The sequence below is a fragment of the Nocardioides sp. GCM10030259 genome, from assembly GCF_042666375.1.
Lineage (GTDB): Bacteria > Actinomycetota > Actinomycetes > Propionibacteriales > Nocardioidaceae > Nocardioides.
This window is the reverse complement of record NZ_JBHTDF010000009.1, coordinates 98,548-115,106: the sequence shown is the minus strand read 5'-3', so window position 1 is coordinate 115,106 and position 16,559 is coordinate 98,548. Positions and strand designations below refer to the sequence as shown.

General features: G+C 71.8%; 17 protein-coding genes. 10 read left to right on the top strand and 7 right to left on the bottom strand.

The genetic code is table 11. The annotated features are described in order from the left end of the window. Positions 1-16: 16 nt before the first annotated feature. The 3 genes from ACFQQI_RS11555 to gabT all read right to left on the bottom strand — a co-directional run bounded on the left by ACFQQI_RS11555 (position 17) and on the right by gabT (position 3,761). Positions 17-469 carry a nuclear transport factor 2 family protein gene (locus ACFQQI_RS11555; protein ID WP_378562709.1) on the bottom strand — a complete coding sequence of 151 codons (453 nt, stop codon included), beginning with the start codon at positions 467-469 and terminating at the stop codon, positions 17-19. After that, a complete protein-coding gene (locus tag ACFQQI_RS11550; protein ID WP_378562706.1) occupies positions 466-2,256 on the bottom strand; it encodes an amidohydrolase family protein in 1,791 nt (596 codons plus the stop codon). Before ACFQQI_RS11550 ends, ACFQQI_RS11555 begins: the two co-directional genes overlap by 4 nt. A 164-nt stretch (positions 2,257-2,420) precedes the next feature. Continuing rightward, the gene (gene gabT / locus ACFQQI_RS11545; RefSeq protein ID WP_378562703.1) at positions 2,421-3,761 is read right to left on the bottom strand and encodes a 4-aminobutyrate--2-oxoglutarate transaminase; all 1,341 of its coding nucleotides are present in this window, start codon (positions 3,759-3,761) and stop codon (positions 2,421-2,423) included. Between the two features lie 181 nt (positions 3,762-3,942). Here gabT and ACFQQI_RS11540 point away from each other — a divergent pair, with 181 nt between their 5' ends. From ACFQQI_RS11540 to ACFQQI_RS11510, 7 genes are all read left to right on the top strand, one after another. Continuing rightward, on the top strand, positions 3,943-5,025 hold the full coding sequence (locus ACFQQI_RS11540) for a 1-deoxy-D-xylulose-5-phosphate reductoisomerase (RefSeq protein WP_378562700.1): 1,083 nt from the start codon (positions 3,943-3,945) through the stop codon (positions 5,023-5,025). Continuing rightward, on the top strand, positions 5,025-6,377 hold the full coding sequence (locus tag ACFQQI_RS11535) for a M50 family metallopeptidase (RefSeq protein ID WP_378562697.1): 1,353 nt from the start codon (positions 5,025-5,027) through the stop codon (positions 6,375-6,377). Before ACFQQI_RS11540 ends, ACFQQI_RS11535 begins: the two co-directional genes overlap by 1 nt. A gap of 23 nt (positions 6,378-6,400) precedes the next feature. Further along, complete coding sequence (gene ispG, locus ACFQQI_RS11530) at positions 6,401-7,552, top strand: flavodoxin-dependent (E)-4-hydroxy-3-methylbut-2-enyl-diphosphate synthase (protein ID WP_378562692.1); 1,152 nt, start codon at positions 6,401-6,403, stop codon at positions 7,550-7,552. Positions 7,553-7,707: 155 nt separating this feature from the next. Continuing rightward, positions 7,708-8,556, top strand: coding sequence for a GNAT family N-acetyltransferase (locus ACFQQI_RS11525; RefSeq protein WP_378562687.1), 849 nt, complete (start codon positions 7,708-7,710; stop codon positions 8,554-8,556). Between the two features lie 143 nt (positions 8,557-8,699). Beyond that, positions 8,700-10,469 carry a proline--tRNA ligase gene (locus tag ACFQQI_RS11520; RefSeq protein ID WP_378562680.1) on the top strand — a complete coding sequence of 590 codons (1,770 nt, stop codon included), beginning with the start codon at positions 8,700-8,702 and terminating at the stop codon, positions 10,467-10,469. A gap of 54 nt (positions 10,470-10,523) precedes the next feature. Then, complete coding sequence (locus ACFQQI_RS11515) at positions 10,524-11,378, top strand: alpha/beta fold hydrolase (protein ID WP_378562675.1); 855 nt, start codon at positions 10,524-10,526, stop codon at positions 11,376-11,378. A 10-nt stretch (positions 11,379-11,388) separates the two neighbouring features. Then, positions 11,389-12,084, top strand: a complete 696-nt coding sequence (locus ACFQQI_RS11510; protein WP_378562670.1) for an HAD family hydrolase — start codon at positions 11,389-11,391, stop codon at positions 12,082-12,084. A 168-nt stretch (positions 12,085-12,252) separates the two neighbouring features. Here ACFQQI_RS11510 and ACFQQI_RS11505 read toward each other — a convergent pair whose 3' ends face one another. Both ACFQQI_RS11505 and ACFQQI_RS11500 read right to left on the bottom strand, forming a co-directional pair. Then, positions 12,253-12,687 (bottom strand): DUF4439 domain-containing protein, encoded by a 435-nt coding sequence (locus ACFQQI_RS11505; RefSeq protein WP_378562667.1) that lies wholly within the window; start codon positions 12,685-12,687, stop codon positions 12,253-12,255. Beyond that, positions 12,684-13,103, bottom strand: a complete 420-nt coding sequence (locus ACFQQI_RS11500) for a hypothetical protein (RefSeq protein ID WP_378562664.1) — start codon at positions 13,101-13,103, stop codon at positions 12,684-12,686. Before ACFQQI_RS11500 ends, ACFQQI_RS11505 begins: the two co-directional genes overlap by 4 nt. A 95-nt stretch (positions 13,104-13,198) precedes the next feature. Here ACFQQI_RS11500 and rimP point away from each other — a divergent pair, with 95 nt between their 5' ends. Both rimP and nusA read left to right on the top strand, forming a co-directional pair. Beyond that, positions 13,199-13,699 carry a ribosome maturation factor RimP gene (gene rimP, locus ACFQQI_RS11495; protein WP_378562661.1) on the top strand — a complete coding sequence of 167 codons (501 nt, stop codon included), beginning with the start codon at positions 13,199-13,201 and terminating at the stop codon, positions 13,697-13,699. Next, on the top strand, positions 13,699-14,676 hold the full coding sequence (nusA, locus tag ACFQQI_RS11490) for a transcription termination factor NusA (RefSeq protein WP_378562658.1): 978 nt from the start codon (positions 13,699-13,701) through the stop codon (positions 14,674-14,676). Before rimP ends, nusA begins: the two co-directional genes overlap by 1 nt. Before the next feature lie 3 nt (positions 14,677-14,679). On the opposite strand, the gene ACFQQI_RS11485 is transcribed toward nusA, so the two are convergent. After that, a complete protein-coding gene (locus tag ACFQQI_RS11485) occupies positions 14,680-15,402 on the bottom strand; it encodes an alpha/beta hydrolase (RefSeq protein ID WP_378562655.1) in 723 nt (240 codons plus the stop codon). Between the two features lie 20 nt (positions 15,403-15,422). Next, positions 15,423-16,184 carry a glycoside hydrolase family 16 protein gene (locus ACFQQI_RS11480; RefSeq protein WP_378562652.1) on the bottom strand — a complete coding sequence of 254 codons (762 nt, stop codon included), beginning with the start codon at positions 16,182-16,184 and terminating at the stop codon, positions 15,423-15,425. Positions 16,185-16,203: 19 nt separating this feature from the next. Here ACFQQI_RS11480 and ACFQQI_RS11475 point away from each other — a divergent pair, with 19 nt between their 5' ends. Beyond that, on the top strand, positions 16,204-16,545 hold the full coding sequence (locus tag ACFQQI_RS11475) for a YlxR family protein (RefSeq protein ID WP_378562649.1): 342 nt from the start codon (positions 16,204-16,206) through the stop codon (positions 16,543-16,545). Positions 16,546-16,559: the final 14 nt, after the last annotated feature.

The window sequence follows — 16,559 nt, the reverse complement described above, 5'->3', positions numbered from 1 at the left end:
GCATGCGGGCCCGGGCTCAGACCTCGCCGGTCGCGTCGTACACCCAGGACGTGTCGGCGGTCGCGAGCCCCTCGACCCACGACGCCGGGGCGCTGTTCATGATCGCGCCGTAGTCCCAGTAGTCCTTCCAGAGGCAGACCCTGCCGTCGCGGACCCGGTGCACGGTCGCGAAGGGCAGGGTGAAGACCTCGCCGGAGGCGAACGTCCACGTCTCGGAGTGCTCGTACATCACGTTGCCGTCGTCGTCGGCGACGAGCAGGCCGTCGTGGTTCTCGTACGCCGCGAGGTCGCCCCAGCCGACCCGGAGCCGCTTCGCGATGTCGGCCGGTCCGCGGGCGGCGAGGGCCGGGCCGACGGGCACGTCGAGGTAGATGCAGTCGTCGGTCACCCAGTCGGCGATGCCGTCGTAGTCGCGGTCGGACAGCGTCCGCCAGAGGCCGCGGACGGCCTCCGCGGGGGAGCGGGTCACGAGGCGGCCTCGACCGCGCCCTCGGCGGGGACCGGTGCGCCGGGCCGCTCGGCCCGCAGGAACTGGCCGGTCCGCTCGGTGCCGAGCGTCGCCGTGGGCACGCCGTCGGCAACGACCCGGCGACCGTTGACGAAGACCGCGGGCACGGTTGCGTCGTTGCGGTTGACCATCCGGGACAGGTTGCCGAACTGCTCGACCGGGCTCTCGTGGTAGTCCTCGAGCGAGTCGTCGAGGCGCTCGGGATCGATCACGACGAGGTCGGCGCGGTCGCCCTCGCGCAGGTGGCCGGCGTCGATGCGGTACCACTCGCCGAGCTCGCCGGTCAGCCGGTGCACGGCCTGCTCGGCCGACATGAACGGCGCGCCCGCCCGCTCGGCGTCGCGGACGTGCTTGAGCAGCCGCAGGCCGAAGTTGTAGAACGCCATGTTGCGCAGGTGCGCCCCGGCGTCGGAGAAGCCCACCTGGATGCCCGGGTCCTTCGCGAGCTTCCGCAGCACCTCCGGCCGGTGGTTGCTGGTCGTGGTCCGCCAGCGGATCGCGGTGCCGTGCTCGAGCACCAGGTCGAGGAACGCGTCGACCGGGTGCTTGCCGCCCCGCTCGACCCCGACCTGCCCGAAGGACTTGCCGATCACCGACGCGTCGGGGCACTCGACGATCTCGGCGTCGAAGAAGTCGCGGTGCCAGACCCGCGGGCCGTACCTGCTCTCGTAGTCCTTGCGGAACCGCTTGCGGTAGTCCGGGTCGCGCATCAGCTCATCGCGGGCGAGCCTCTCCTGGAGGTGCAGGGCCGCCGCGCCCGAGCCGAACTCCTCGAAGATCACCAGGTCGATGCCGTCGGCGTACACCTCGAACGGCACCGGCAGGTGCTGCCACCGGAAGTCGGCGCCCATCTTGTTGACGATGTTCGCGATCGGCCGCATCAGGTGGATGACGAAGGGGATCGCCTTGATGTCGGCGGCCGACAGCAGGCTCGTGCGCAGCGGCGGCCTGCCGAAGAGCCCGATCGAGCCGAGCGCCTGGGTGACGATCGTGTGCGGGTGGCTGGCGTCGGGGCCGGCCTGCAGCGCGCGACGGCGACGGCGCAGGATCGAGCGCAGGCCGCGCATCTCCTTGCCCTTCGCGTACGTCGAGGGGAGGGTGCGCGAGCGGCACAGGTCGCCGTCGATCTTGTCGAAGAGCAGCTGCTGGGCCGACATGCCGACGAAGCCGGCGTCGAGCGCCTCGTGGAGCATCTGCTCCATCCGGGCCTGCTCGCGTCGCGACGGCCGGACCTCCTTGCGGGTGGCTCGGTCGAGGCCCATCGTCGCCGTGCGCATGTCGGAGTGGCCCAGGAAGGCCGCAAGGTTGGGGCCGAGCGGCAGCGACTCGAGCGCGGCGACGTACTGCTCGGCGGTCGACCAGTCCTTGTGCTCGTCGACCGCGCGGATGACGTGCTGGCGGGGGATCGCCTCGACCCGGCCGAAGAGGTCGCCGGCGTCGACGCCGCCGACGTGGATCGTCGACAGCGAGCACGAGCCGAGCAGCAGCGTCGTGACGCCGTGCCGCACCGACTCGGGGAGGCCGGGGCCGTCGAGCACCTCGATGTCGTAGTGGGTGTGGATGTCCACGAGGCCGGGGATCACCCACTTCCCGTGGGCGTCCACGACCTCCGGACACCCGGTCTCGTCGAGCGCGTCGGTCGAGACGACGGCGACCCGGCCGTCACGCACGCCGATGTTGCGGATCGCGGAGGCGGCACCCGTGCCGTCGAACCAGCGGCCACCCTTGATGATCGCGTCGAACGTCATGCCGGAATGGAACCGGTTCTAGTTGACGCGCGTCAAGGGTCCTCCTGTAACGCAGGGCATCGCTCCGACGCTGTCGCAGGTGCGGGGGCGGACGCCCGGGCAGAGACCGCACGCGGAGCACCGACCGCGTTCCGGGTGACTTCCCCTTTCCGCCCCCGCAACCCTCAAGCGGTGGCCGCGAACGCCTCCGCCACGACGTCGAAGGCCTCCGCCAGCAGGTCGTCGCCGATCGAGAGCGGCGGCAGGAAGCGGAAGACGTTGCCCCACGTGCCGCAGGTCAGCGTGACCACGCCCTGCTGGTGGCAGTGCGCCGAGACCGCGGCGGTCCGCGCCGGATCCGGCTCGGTGGTGCCGGGCTTGCAGAGCTCGATCGCCATCATCGCGCCGCGACCGCGGATGTCGGCGACGACGTCGTGCTCGGCGGCGATCGCCTCGAGGCGCGCGCGCATCGTGTCGCCGATCTGGCGGGCGCGGGCGGCGAGGTCGTGCTCCTTCATCTCCGCGATGGCGCCGAGGCCCGCGGCGCAGGCGACCGGGTTGCCGCCGTACGTGCCGCCGAGGCCGCCGACGTGGACGGAGTCCATCAGCTCTGCGCGGCCGGTGACGCCGGCCAGCGGCAGGCCGCCCGCGATGCCCTTCGCGGTGGTGACGAGGTCGGGCACGACGCCCTCGTCCTCGCACGCGAACCAGTCGCCGGTGCGGCAGAAGCCCGACTGGATCTCGTCGGCGATGAAGACGATCCCGTTCTCCTTCGACCACGCCGCGAGCGCGGGGAGGAAGCCGGGCGCCGGGACGACGAACCCGCCCTCGCCCTGGATCGGCTCGATGACGAGGCAGGCCAGGTTGGCCGCGCCGACCTGCTTGTCGAGCACGTCGATCGCGCGGGCCGCGGCCTCGGCGCCGGAGAGCCCGTCGCGCAGCGGGTAGGACATCGGGGCGCGGTAGACCTCGCCGGCGAACGGCCCGAAGCCGTTCTTGTACGGCATGTTCTTGGCCGTCATCGCCATGGTGAGGTTGGTGCGGCCGTGGTAGGCGTGGTCGAAGACCGCGACGGCGTCGCGGCCGGTCGCCACGCGGGCGATCTTCACGGCGTTCTCGACGGCCTCGGCGCCGGAGTTGAAGAGCGCGCTCTTCTTGGCGTGGTCGCCCGGGGTCAGCTCGGCCAGCGCGGCGCAGACGTCCACGTAGCCGTCGTACGGCGTGATCATGAAGCAGGTGTGCGTGAAGGCCGCGACCTGCTCCTGCACGTTGCGCACCACGGTCGGCGCCGCGTTGCCGACGGTGGTGACGGCGATGCCCGACCCGAGGTCGATGAGGTGGTTGCCGTCGACGTCGACCAGCACCCCGCCGCCGGCTTGGACGACGAAGACCGGGAGCATCGTGCCGACGCCGTCGGCGACGTGCGCCTTCTTGCGGTCGAGCCGCTCGAGCGAGCCGGGCCCGGGGATGGCGGTGACGAGGCGGCGCTCCTGGGCGGGCGCGGCGGGGGTCTGCACGTCGGTCATGGCAGCAGGGTAGAACCCCCGGACGTCGTCGCGGCGGGGGCCAGGGCACGAGTTCCGGCCGCAGCGCCGACAGCGGCGACGGCGACCACCGCGCCGGTGAGCACGACGGCCCATGAAGCGCAACCTAGGGTTGCGATCGGTGGATGCGGTCCACACCGTCGAGGTGCGCGACACTGAGGACGTGAGAGACGTGGTCATCCTCGGCAGCACCGGCTCGATCGGCACCCAGGCCCTCGAGATCGTGCGCGCCAACCCGGACCGGTTCCGGGTGGTCGCGTTGACGGCCGGCGGCTCGAACCCGGAGCTCTTCGACGCGCAGGTCGAGGAGTTCGCGCCGGCGTACTCCGGCCTCGGCGAGGAGGCCTCCGTCGAGGCCGCGGGGCAGGCCTGCGACGTCGTGCTCAACGGCATCACCGGAGCCGTCGGCCTCCGCCCCACGCTGGCCGCGCTCGACGCGGGCAACACGCTCGCGCTCGCCAACAAGGAGTCCCTGATCATGGGCGGGCCGCTGGTGCTCGACCGGGCCAAGCCGGGCCAGATCGTGCCCGTCGACTCCGAGCACAGCGCCCTCGCGCAGTGCCTGCGTGGCGGGACCGCCGACGAGGTACGCCGCCTCGTGCTGACCGCGAGCGGCGGGCCGTTCCGCGGCCGCAGCCGCGATGAGCTCGCGGACGTGACGGTCGAGGAAGCACTCGCGCACCCGACCTGGGACATGGGTCCCGTCGTCACCATCAACTCCGCGACCCTGGTCAACAAGGGCCTCGAGGTGATCGAGGCGCACCTGCTCTTCGGCATCCCCTTCGACCGGATCGAGGTCGTGGTGCACCCGACGAGCGTCGTGCACTCGATGGTGGAGTTCGTCGACGGCTCGACGCTGGTGCAGGCGAGCCCGCCGACGATGCTGATCCCGATCGCGCTCGGCCTGGCCTGGCCCGACCGGGTGCCGGACGCCGCGCCGCCCGTGGACTGGACGCGCCAGGAGACGTGGGAGTTCTTCCCGCTCGACGACGAGGCGTTCCCGGCCGTCGCGCTGGCCCGGGCGGCGGGGGAGCGGGGCGGCACGGCGCCCGCCGTCTACAACGCCGCCAACGAGGAGTGCGTCGACGCCTTCCGCACGGGGCGGCTCGACTTCACCGGGATCGTCCCCACGGTTCAGGCCGTTCTCAGCCGCCACGACGTACCCTCTGAGGTGGGCATCGAGGACATCCTCGCCGCCGACACGTGGGCCCGCGACGAGGCCCGTCAGCTGATCGAGGGACGTTAGTGGACGCTCTGTACTACCTGCTCGGCGTGGTGATCTTCGCGGTCGCCATCCTGGTCTCGATCGGCCTGCACGAGCTCGGGCACATGATCCCCGCGAAGAAGTTCGGCGGGAAGGTCACGCAGTACTTCGTCGGCTTCGGTCCCACCGTCTGGAGCAAGCGCGTCGGTGAGACCGAGTACGGCGTGAAGGCGATCCCGCTCGGCGGCTACGTCAAGATCGTCGGGATGCTGCCGCCGGGCGCGGCGCAGCTCGCCGACGAGGTCTCGGTCGACGCCGACGGCAACCAGGTCGTGCGGGTGCGCAAGTCCAACACCGGCCTATTCACGCAGCTGATCTCCGACGCCCGCGCCGCGGAGTGGGAGACGATCGGGCCCGAGGACTCCGACCGGCTCTTCTACAAGATGACGTGGTGGAAGAAGGTCGTCGTGATGGCCGGCGGGCCGACGGTCAACATCGCCATCGCGTTCCTGATCTTCGCCGGGGTGTACGCGACGTACGGCAACCTGAGCGACCCGAAGCCCTACACCCCCGTCGTCAGCACGGTCGTCGACTGCGTGCTCCCCGCCACCGAGGCCGACCGGGCCTGCCGGCCGAGCGACCCGGTCGCCCCGGCGAAGGCCGCCGGCATCGAGGAGGGCGACCGGATCGTCTCGTTCAACGGCGTCGGCTTCACGACGTGGGAGGCGCTCCAGACGGAGATCCGCGCCAACGACGACGGAGCCGCGACGGTCGTGGTCGAGCGCGACGGTCGCGAGCTCACGCTGACCACCAACACGACCGTGACCGCGCGACCGACGTCGCCGACCGACGAGAAGCTCACCCAGGTCGGGTTCCTGGGCGTCAGCCCCACTCCTGACGGGTTCAACACCGGCGGGCCGATCTACACGATCGAGCAGATGGGCCGGATGACCAAGGACACCGTGGCCGCCCTCGCCACCCTCCCACTGAAGGTGTGGGACGTCGGCGAGGCGATCGTCGGCCTCGAGGAGCGCGACCCCAACGGCCCGGTCAGCATCGTCGGCGGCGGCCGGATCGCCGGCGAGACGGTCTCCCACGAGGCGTTCCCGGTCAAGGAGAAGACCGTCTTCCTGCTGATGCTGATCGCGGGCTTCAACTTCTTCATCGGCATGTTCAACTTCATCCCGCTGCTGCCCCTCGACGGCGGCCACATCGCCGGAGCCCTGTGGGAGGCGATCCGACGCGGGCTGGCGCGGCTGCGTGGACGCCCGGACCCCGGGTACGTCGACGTCGCCCGGCTGCTGCCGATCGCGTACTGCGTGGCCAGTGTGCTGCTCGTCATGGGCGTCGTGCTGATCGTCGGGGACCTGGTCGTCCCCGTTCGGCTCACGTAGTCGCCGACACCTAGGATCGAGTCATGACCGAGATCAGCCTGGGCATGCCCGCGGCGCCGCCGCCGGTGCTCGCGCCCCGCCGCAAGACCCGCCAGATCCAGGTGGGCAAGGTCGGCGTCGGCAGCGACCACCCGATCTCCGTGCAGTCGATGACCACGACGGTCACCGCCGACGTCAACCGCACCCTCCAGCAGATCGCCGAGCTCACGGCCTCCGGCTGCGACATCGTGCGGGTCGCCTGCCCGAGCCAGGACGACGCCGAGGCGCTCCCCGAGATCGCCCAGCACTCCCAGATCCCGGTCATCGCCGACATCCACTTCCAGCCGAAGTACGTCTTCGCCGCGATCGACGCCGGCTGCGCCGCCGTACGTGTCAACCCCGGCAACATCAAGAGGTTCGACGACCAGGTCAAGGAGATCGCCCGCGCGGCGAAGGACCGCGGCACGTCGATCCGGATCGGCGTCAACGCCGGGTCGCTCGACAAGCGGCTGCTGGAGAAGTACGGCAAGGCCACGCCCGAGGCGCTCGTCGAGTCGGCCGTGTGGGAGGCGAGCCTCTTCGAGGAGCACGACTTCCACGACTTCAAGATCTCGGTGAAGCACAACGACCCGGTCGTCATGGTGCGCGCCTACGAGCTGCTCGCCGAGGCCGGCGACTGGCCGCTGCACCTCGGCGTGACCGAGGCCGGCCCGGCGTTCCAGGGCACGATCAAGTCGGCGACGGCGTTCGGCGCCCTCCTCTCGCGGGGCATCGGCGACACCATCCGGGTCTCGCTGTCGGCGCCGCCGGTCGAGGAGGTCAAGGTCGGCCTCCAGATCCTGGAGTCGCTCAACCTCCGCCCGCGTCGGCTCGAGATCGTCTCCTGCCCGTCCTGCGGCCGGGCCCAGGTCGACGTCTACAAGCTCGCCGACGAGGTGACCGCCGGGCTCGAGGGCATGGAGGTGCCGCTGCGGGTCGCGGTCATGGGCTGCGTCGTCAACGGCCCGGGCGAGGCACGCGAGGCCGACCTCGGCGTCGCGTCCGGCAACGGCAAGGGTCAGATCTTCGTCAAGGGCGAGGTCATCAAGACCGTGCCGGAGTCCCAGATCGTCGAGACCCTGATCGAGGAGGCCATGCGGATCGCCGAGGGCATGGAGTCCGTCGACGGCGCAGGCGCCACCGTGACGGTCTCCTGATGGCGATGCTGCTGGCGGTGGCCTTCCTCGCCCTGGCGGCTGCCCTGGTCGTCGTCGGCGTCGTGGCGCTCCTGGTCACGCGCCGAACGCCGCGTCCCTGAGCTCCCGAGATCCGGGACGCGTCACGAGGCGACCGGGTGATCTAGGCTGCCGCCGTGCTCACGACCCGCCACGGCGTCCGACCCCTCGGTGCTGCGGACCTCGACGCCTTCCTGGCCCTCGCGCGCCGGGACCCGGTCGTGAACGTCTTCGCCGACTACCGCGCGACCACCACCAACCTCGAGCCGCGCTGGCTCGGGGGCGAGATGTGGGGCCGCTTCGAGGCCGGTGAGCTCACGGCCGCCTGCCACGTCGGCGCGAACCTGGTGCCGGTCGGCGCCACGGCCGACGACGCCGCGGCCTTCGCCGAGCGCGCTCTCGCTCGCGGCCGGACCGTCACCACGATCGTCGGCCCGCAGGAGCCGGTCCGCGCCTTCTGGAACGGCGTCGCCGGCAGCTGGGGCCCGCCGCGCGAGGCGCGCTGGGAGCAGCCCCACCTCGAGATCTCGTCGGCGCCCCTCGTCCCGGTCGACCCGGGCGTACGCCGTACGGCGAGGTCGGACATGGACGCGCTCTACCCCGCGTGCGTGGCGATGTACACCGAGGAGGTCGGCGTCTCCCCGGAGTGGGGCGGCGGTGCCGAGCTCTACCGGGCCCGGGTCGCCCAGCTGGTCAGCCGCGGCTGGTCCTACGCCCGCTTCGACGACTCCGGGCGGCTGCTCTTCAAGGCCGAGGTCGCGTGCGCGACGCCGTACGCCGCCCAGGTGCAGGGCGTCTTCGTGCCGCCGGAGTTCCGCGGCCAGGGCCTCGCGACCGCCGGCATGGCCGCCGTCGTGCAGCTCGTACGGCGCGACGTCGCGCCGGTCGTGTCGCTCTACGTCAACGACTGGAACGCCTCCGCCCGGGCCGTCTACGAGAAGGTCGGCTTCCGCGAGACCGCGCGTTTCGCGACCGTCATGTTCTGAGGTCGTCCACACCATGCTGTAACGGGGTGTTGTTGCATCTTCCACCCCGTTGTGACGGGTCAGTAGATGTCACAACACCCCGTTACAGCTCGCGGGGCTTACTGGTTCGCAGTCGCGGAGAGCCCACAAGTAGCCTTCTCGCCATGATCATGCGGATGTCGAGCCTGTTCGTGCGGACCCTGCGGGAGGACCCGGCGGACGCCGAGGTGCCGTCGCACCGGCTGCTCGTCCGGGCCGGCTACATCCGCCGCGCGGCGCCCGGCATCTACACCTGGCTGCCACTGGGGCTGAAGGTGCTGCGCAAGATCGAGAACATCATCCGCGAGGAGATGGACGCGATCGGCGGCCAGGAGCTGAGCTTCCCGGCGCTGCTGCCGCGCGAGCCCTACGAGGCGACCAACCGGTGGACGGAGTACGGCGACAACATCTTCCGCCTCCAGGACCGCAAGGGCGTCGACTACCTGCTGGGCCCGACCCACGAGGAGATGTTCACCCTCGTGGTCAAGGACCTCTACAGCTCCTACAAGGACCTGCCGCTCACGATCTACCAGATCCAGACCAAGTACCGCGACGAGGCGCGGCCGCGCGCCGGCCTGCTGCGCGGCCGCGAGTTCGTGATGAAGGACAGCTACTCCTTCGACGTCGACGACGCCGGCCTCGACGCCAGCTACCAGAAGCACCGCGACGCCTACATCCGGATCTTCGACCGGCTCGGCTTCGAGTACGTCATCGTCGAGGCCATGTCGGGCGCCATGGGCGGCTCGAAGTCCGAGGAGTTCCTCGCGAGGGCCACCGTCGGTGAGGACACCTACGTCCGCTGCTCGCTGTGCGACTACGCCGCGAACGTCGAGGCCGTCCACTCGCCGCCGGTCGCGCCGATCTCGTACGACGGCACGCCCGCCGCCCACGCGGAGGACACCCCCGACACGCCGACGATCGACACGCTGGTCGACCACCTCAACGAGAGGTTCCCCCGCGACGACCGCCCCTGGACGGCCGCGGACACCCTCAAGAACGTCGTCTTCTCGATCCGCTACCCCGACGGGGAGACCGAGGCGATCGCCATCGGCCTCCCGGGCGACCGCGAGGTCGACGCCAAGCGCCTCGAGGCCGCGCTCGGCGAGGGCGTCGACTTCGAGCCGTTCGGCGACGAGGACTTCAAGGCACGCCCCACGCTCGCGAAGGGCTACATCGGCCCGGGCGCGCTCGGCGAGAAGAAGCCCGCGGGGATCCGCTACCTGCTCGACCCGCGTGTCGTCGAGGGCACCCGCTGGGTGACCGGCGCCGACACGCCGGGCAGCCACGTCATCGACCTGGTCGCCGGCCGCGACTTCTCGGGCGACGGCGTGATCGAGGTGGCCGAGGTCCGGGACGGCGACCCCTGTCCTCGCGGCGACGGCGGCGTCCTCGAGACCGCTCGCGGCATCGAGATGGGCCACATCTTCCAGCTCGGCCGGAAGTACGCCGACGCGCTCGACCTCAAGGTGCTCGACGAGAACGGCAAGCTGGTCACGGTCACCATGGGCTCGTACGGCATCGGTCCGTCGAGGGCCGTCGCCGCGATCGCGGAGGGCACTTACGACGAGCTGGGCCTGTCCTGGCCGCGCGAGGTCGCGCCCGCCGACGTGCACCTCGTCGCCACCGGCAAGGACGAGCAGGTCTTCGCCGCCGCCGAGCGAGTGGCCCACGAGCTCGCGTCGCGCGGCGTCGAGGTCCTCTACGACGACCGCCCGAAGGTCAGCCCCGGCGTGAAGTTCAAGGACGCCGAGCTGCTCGGCGTCCCGACGATCGTCGTGGTCGGCAAGGGCCTCGCCGACGGCACGATCGAGGTCAAGGACCGCGCCAGCGGCGACCGCGAGGACGTCGCCGCCAACCACGTCGTCGACCACGTCGTACGGCTGGTGCGCTCCTGATCTTCCGACCCGGGTAGGTCGACGGTCCCGCGCGCGGTCCGCGAGGATCGGGCCATGGAACGACGCAGCGTCGACCTGCCGGCCGGACGGGTGCACTACCGCGAGTCGGGACCGCCGGACGGGCCCGTCGTGGTGTTCGTGCACGGGTTCCTCGTTGACGACGCACTCTGGGCGGACGTCCCGGAGCGGGTCGGTGCGGCCGGCCTGCGGGCCATCGCCCCGACCTGGCCGCTCGGCTCGCACGCCGAGTCGATGCGCGCGGGCGCCGACCTGTCGCCGCGCGGTGTCGCCCGGGTGGTGCTGTCCTTGCTCCAGGCTCTCGAGTTGACCGAGGTGACCCTGGTCGGCAACGACACGGGGGGAGCCGTCTGCCAGTTCGTCATCGACGAGGACGCCTCGCTCGTCGCCCGGCTCGTGCTCACCAACTGCGATGCCTTCGAGGTCTTCCCGCCGTTCCCGTTCGACCTGCTCTTCCGGCTCGGGCGCCGGCCGGGGGTGGCTCGGCTCGTGCTGCAGAGCATGCGACCGGCCGCGCTCCGCAACGGCCCGCTCGGCTTCGGCCCGCTCGTGCGACGCCGCCTGCGGCCCGAGGAGACGCTGCCGTGGGTCACGCCGTACCTCACCGACGCCGGCGTACGTCGCGACGTGGCGACGTTCGCGCGGGGCTGGTCGAAGCAGGACCTCGCCGACGTCGGGACCCGCCTGCGCGGGTTCACCCGTCCGGTGCTGCTGTGCTGGGCGCCGGCGGACCGGTTCTTCCGGATCTCGCTCGCGCACCGGCTGGTCGAGGCGTTCCCGGACGCCCGGCTGCGCGAGGTGCCCGACGCGCGGACCTTCGTCGCGCTGGACCAGCCCGAGCTGCTGGCCGACGAGATCACGGCTTTCGTCGGTGGGGGTGCCCGGTCCTAGGTTGATCCCCATGTCCGCGATCGACGCCGTCATCTTCGACTGGGGCGGCACGCTCACCCCCTGGCACGACATCGACTTCGAGGCCGAGGCCACCGCGCTCGCGCTGGCCGTGCGGATCGCCGGGGACGACCACGCCGCCCGCCTGCGGGACGCCGCGAACGCCATCTGGGGCCGCTCCCGCGACCACCAGCGGAGCGCGACGGTCGCCGACGTCTTCACCGAGGCCGGGCTCGACCACGACCCCGACCTGCTCACGGCCTACCGCGAGTTCTGGGAGCCGCACACCGCGACCGACCCGGACGTCGCCCCGTTGTGGGAGCAGCTGCGCGCCGGCGGCGTGAGGGTCGGCGTGCTCTCCAACACGATCTGGCCGCGAGCCTGGCACGAGGACTTCTTCCGGCGCGACGGCGTGCACCACCTGATCGACGCCGACGTCTATACCAGCGAGATCCCGTGGACGAAGCCGTCGCCGCACGCCTTCCGCGCCGCGATGGACGCCGTGGGCGTCAGCGACCCGGCCCGCTGCGTCTACGTCGGCGACCGCCTCTTCGACGACGTGTGGGGTGCCCACAACGCCGGCATGCGGGCGATCCACATCCCGCTCAGCGCGATCCCGGCCAACCAGGTCGGCCACACGGAGGGCGCTCCCGACGCGGTCGTGCACCGCCTCGCGGAGATCCCTGACGTGCTCGAGAGCTGGGCCTGATTCCGGGGGCCTGACAAGGGCCGGAACTGCACGTTTGTGCAATGCACAAACGTGAGGTTCGCGCCCTATCGCGATTCTCGGGCGGCCTGTTGCATGCTTTTGCAAGAGCGAGGGGCCGCCAGTCCCCCCACATCCCGGCGGAACCTCGCTCGCGGGCCAGTCCAGGCCTCAGCGGTCCGCGTGCTCGCCGGCTCCGGGGAACATCTCGGGAGTTCCCCGGAAGGCGAGTTCGCGGACCGCTGTCTCGTTCAGGGCCCGGATCGCCCACCGCCTCGTGTCGTCGACGCTGTTCGCGACCAGCCAGGCGTACGTCGTGGCGCACGCCCGCTCGGTGTCCAGCGCGACCCGCGCGATCCGATCTGCACGGTCGGCGCCCGGCGGCACGTCGTACGCCGGCTCGGCGGCGACCGGATCGGTCCCCGCCTCGGCGATCTCGGCGGTGAGCTGGTCGCGGCGCGCGCGATGGGCGGCGTACGCCGCGGAGACCGCGTCGTACAGCGCCGGCGTCGCGCTCCGCGACGTACGACCGCCGAGGGTGCCCAGCACGAAGACCGCGGCGTGCTCCGCGGCCAGTGTCGTCTGCTTGGCGTCGATCTCGCTCATGCCTGCTCCCCGGGGAGGGCGGCCAGGTGCTGGGCGACCGAGGCCGACATGGACGCGAGCAGCCGGGCGAGCGGTCCGCTCTCCGCACGCATCGCGGCGTCGACCAGGAACTCCTGGAGGTCCCGTTCGGCCCGGCGGAGCTGCTTGCGCGAGGCCGCCGCAGCGGTCGGCGCCTCGGCCTCCAGGGCGGCCAGGTGGGCGGTGTGCATCTCGGTCAGGGCCGGCTCCCGGCCGGTGAGGGCGGCGGTCGCGGTGACCTGCGCGACGACCTCGTCGACGAGCACCTCGTCGGGGTCCCCGTCGGTGGCCGGAACCGGCGGCGCGGCGCCGTCCTGACCGCACGCCGAAGCCGCGAGCACGCCGCCGGCGCCGACGGCCAGGAGGGCGCGTCGGGAGAGGCGTGAGGCGTCGGGCACGGCGCCGACCCTAGACGACGACCGCCCTTGCCGTCGGCACACCCCGGAGCCGCTATGGTTGACGATCAACAACAGCACAAGGAGGTCGCCCACCCGTGAGCAGCGCCAACCAGGACGCCATCAGGGCCCGGATCGAGGCTGAGCTCGACGACCCCCTGCGTGCCCTGGGCCTCGACATCGAGGCCGTCGAGATCACCCCGGCCGGCAAGCGCCGGATCCTGCGGGTCGCCGTCGACAAGGACGGCGGCGTGACGCTCGACGAGGTCGCCGACGCGACCCGCGAGGTCAACCGCGTGCTCGACGGGTCCGAAGTGATGGGCGAGCAGCCCTACACGCTCGAGGTCACCTCACGCGGGGTCGATCGTCCGCTCGTCCTGCCGCGCCACTGGCGACGCAACGCCGGCCGGCTGGTGAAGGTCACGTTCGCCGACGGCAAGGCCGCCACCGGCCGGATCATCGACTCGACCGACGACGCCGTGACGCTCGAGGTCAGCGGCACGAAGCAGGAGGTCGCGTACGCCGAGGTGAAGAAGGCGCTGGTGCAGGTGGAGTTCAACCGTCGCGACGGCGACGGCGACGGCGGCGAGGAGGCCTGATGGACATCGACATGAGCATCCTGCGCATGCTCGAGCGGGAGAAGGAGATCTCCTTCGAGGTGCTGGTGGAGGCCATCGAGCAGGCGCTCCTCACGGCGTACCACAAGACGCCCGGCGCCCAGGAGAAGGCGCGGGTCTCCCTCGACCGCAAGACCGGCCACGTCACGGTCCTCGCGTCCGAGGTCGACGACGAGGGCACCGTGGTGGGGGAGTACGACGACACCCCGGAGGGCTTCGGCCGGATCGCTGCCACGACCGCGAAGCAGATCATGCTCCAGCGCCTGCGCGACGCCGAGGACGACATCCGCTTCGGCGAGTTCTCCGGCAAGGAGGGCGACATCATCTCGGGGATCATCCAGCAGGGTCGCAACCCCGACGACGTGATGGTCGACCTCGGCAAGCTCGAGGCGCTGCTGCCCGTCGGCGAGCGCGTGCCCGGCGAGCGCTACGACCACGGCACCCGCATCAAGTGCCTGGTGGTCTCGGTCCGCAAGGGCATGCGCGGGCCCCAGGTCACGCTGTCGCGCTCGCACCCCAACCTGGTCAAGAAGCTCTTCGCGCTCGAGGTCCCTGAGATCGCCGACGGCACCGTCGAGATCGCCGCGATCGCCCGCGAGGCCGGGCACCGCACCAAGATCGCGGTCCGGTCGACGGCCTCCGGCGTCAACGCCAAGGGCGCCTGCATCGGCCCGATGGGCTCGCGGGTGCGCAACGTCATGTCGGAGCTCCACGGCGAGAAGATCGACATCGTGGACTGGTCCGAGGACCCCGCCGAGCTCGTCGCCCACGCGCTCTCGCCCGCGCGCGTGACCTCGGTCGAGGTGCTCGACGCCGAGGCCCGCTCGGCCCGCGTCGTCGTCCCCGACTTCCAGCTCTCGCTGGCGATCGGCAAGGAGGGCCAGAACGCCCGCCTCGCCGCCCGCCTCACCGGGTGGCGGATCGACATCCGGTCGGACGAACCGGGCGACGAAGGCTGAACGTCAGGAGCTGAGGAACTTCTCGACCGCCGTCCAGTACGCCGGCTCCTCGGCCACCGTGGCGTGGTCGGCGTCGGGGAAGTCGATGACGGTGGTGTCGGGTCGCAGCGCCGCCAGCAGGGCGTCGGTGCGGGGCGGGCGGACCACCTCGTCCCGCCCGGCCCGAAGCACCAGGACCTCGGCGGAGACCCACCCGGCCACGGCCGTCGAGTCCCAGCGGTCCCGGATCAGCCGCGCGACCGGCAGGCGGGGAAAGAGGTCGCCGGCCGTCGCGGCGAGGCTGTCGAACGGCGTGACCAGCACCAGCCGCTCGACCGGGCGGTGGGCGGCGACCTGCATCGCGACCGCGGCGCCGAGGCTGCGGCCGATCACGTCGACGGGCGCGTCCGCGTGCCGGGCGGAGACGTGGTCGACCAGCGTCAGCGCGTCGGAGGTGAGGACGCGCTGGCTGGGGCGGCCGTCGCTCGCGCCGTACCCGCGATAGGCGATCAGGTAGCTCGTGTGGTCGGGGAACCGGTCGGCCAGCACCGGCCGCAGCCAGTCCAGCGGCTCGCCGTTGCCGCCGAAGTAGACGAGTGCGCGCACCTGGCCGGGGTTGACCACCCAGCCGCGCAGCTGCGCGCCCGGGACCGCCAGCCCGTAGTCGGTCTCGCTCGCCGGGATCCGGGTCTCGCGGCTCGGGTACACCAACCGCCGGACGGCCGGCGCCAGCACACTCGCGAGCACGGGTCGCACCCTAGCGGCTTTTACCCCGCGTTCCGCCCCCTGATCCAGTCGACGGTCAGCGCCGGCACCAGGTGGTCGTCGTCCCCGTTCGACCAGTCGGGGAAGTCGAAGACGCCGACCATCGCCTGCATCGGGTACGTCGGCGGCGCGGCGCACCGGCGTACCTCCTCGTCGTCGACCGTGAACACCGCCTCCTGCGCGTCCCACTCGACCGCGTAGGTGTGGAAGTCGGCCACGTCGATCGGCACCCGCGGCGCCGCGAAGTCCTGCCGCAGCGCCGGGTCGCGGAACGCTTTGATGCCGACGCCCACCTCGGCCGACTCCGGGGTGAGGTCCTTGCCGAACACCTCGACCACGCAGAGCTCGCCGCACTGCACCTGCTCCGGGTCGTCCTCGAACCCGGCCAGCCACAGCGCCGCCATCGACCGCGGCGAGATCGTCATCGCACACCGGATCTCGACCCGGCCGCCCGAGGTCAGCCAGCCCTCGAAGCGGGGCTGCTCCTCGAGCACGAGCTGCCCCTCGCGGAAGCGCTGCTGGCCGCGCGTGCTCCCGACCGCGCCGGAGTAGGCACCGGACTGGATGGCGGACACCCGCAGCGGCGGCTCGTGGTCGACCGCGCACCACAGCCCCTGGTCCGGAGGAATGAACAGCCGGAGCTGGCCGTTCTCCACGACGTACGTCGCGGCGGTGTCCGCGGTCGAGCTCCAGACCGGCAGGTACGACGTCAACCACCTGGCAGGGTCCAGGTCCGGTCCCGCGAAGTCCTCCGAGAAGGTCATGCCAGGACCGTAGGACGGCGTGCCCCGGTTCGAAATAGGTGGCCGGTGCGCGGTAGGGTTGTCGTCAGTGGCGAGTGAACACATCTCTTCTGCATGCCCGGGCCCGGTCCGGACCTGTGTCGGGTGCCGGACACGAGCCGCCAAGGCTGAGTTGTTGCGGGTGACCGTCGGCTCGGACGCGCACGGCCACCCGGCCGTCGTGCCGGACCCGAAGGGCACCACACCCGGTCGCGGAGCGCACCTGCACCCCACGACCGAGTGCTACGAGCTCGCGGTGCGCCGGAAGGCGTTCGGCCGGGCCCTCCGGGTCACGACCGGGCTTTCCAGCGCACCGGTGGGTGACCACCTCGACCCAGCCTGACTGACAACCGTTGA

Coding starts and splice junctions, on each gene's coding strand:
- ACFQQI_RS11550 (WP_378562706.1), bottom strand. CDS start 2,256: ATGACGTTCGACGCGATCATCAAGGGTGGCCGCTGGTTCGACGGCACG.
- gabT (WP_378562703.1), bottom strand. CDS start 3,761: ATGACCGACGTGCAGACCCCCGCCGCGCCCGCCCAGGAGCGCCGCCTC.
- ispG (WP_378562692.1), top strand. CDS start 6,401: ATGACCGAGATCAGCCTGGGCATGCCCGCGGCGCCGCCGCCGGTGCTC.
- ACFQQI_RS11520 (WP_378562680.1), top strand. CDS start 8,700: ATGATCATGCGGATGTCGAGCCTGTTCGTGCGGACCCTGCGGGAGGAC.
- ACFQQI_RS11515 (WP_378562675.1), top strand. CDS start 10,524: ATGGAACGACGCAGCGTCGACCTGCCGGCCGGACGGGTGCACTACCGC.
- ACFQQI_RS11510 (WP_378562670.1), top strand. CDS start 11,389: ATGTCCGCGATCGACGCCGTCATCTTCGACTGGGGCGGCACGCTCACC.
- ACFQQI_RS11505 (WP_378562667.1), bottom strand. CDS start 12,687: ATGAGCGAGATCGACGCCAAGCAGACGACACTGGCCGCGGAGCACGCC.
- nusA (WP_378562658.1), top strand. CDS start 13,699: ATGGACATCGACATGAGCATCCTGCGCATGCTCGAGCGGGAGAAGGAG.
- ACFQQI_RS11480 (WP_378562652.1), bottom strand. CDS start 16,184: ATGACCTTCTCGGAGGACTTCGCGGGACCGGACCTGGACCCTGCCAGG.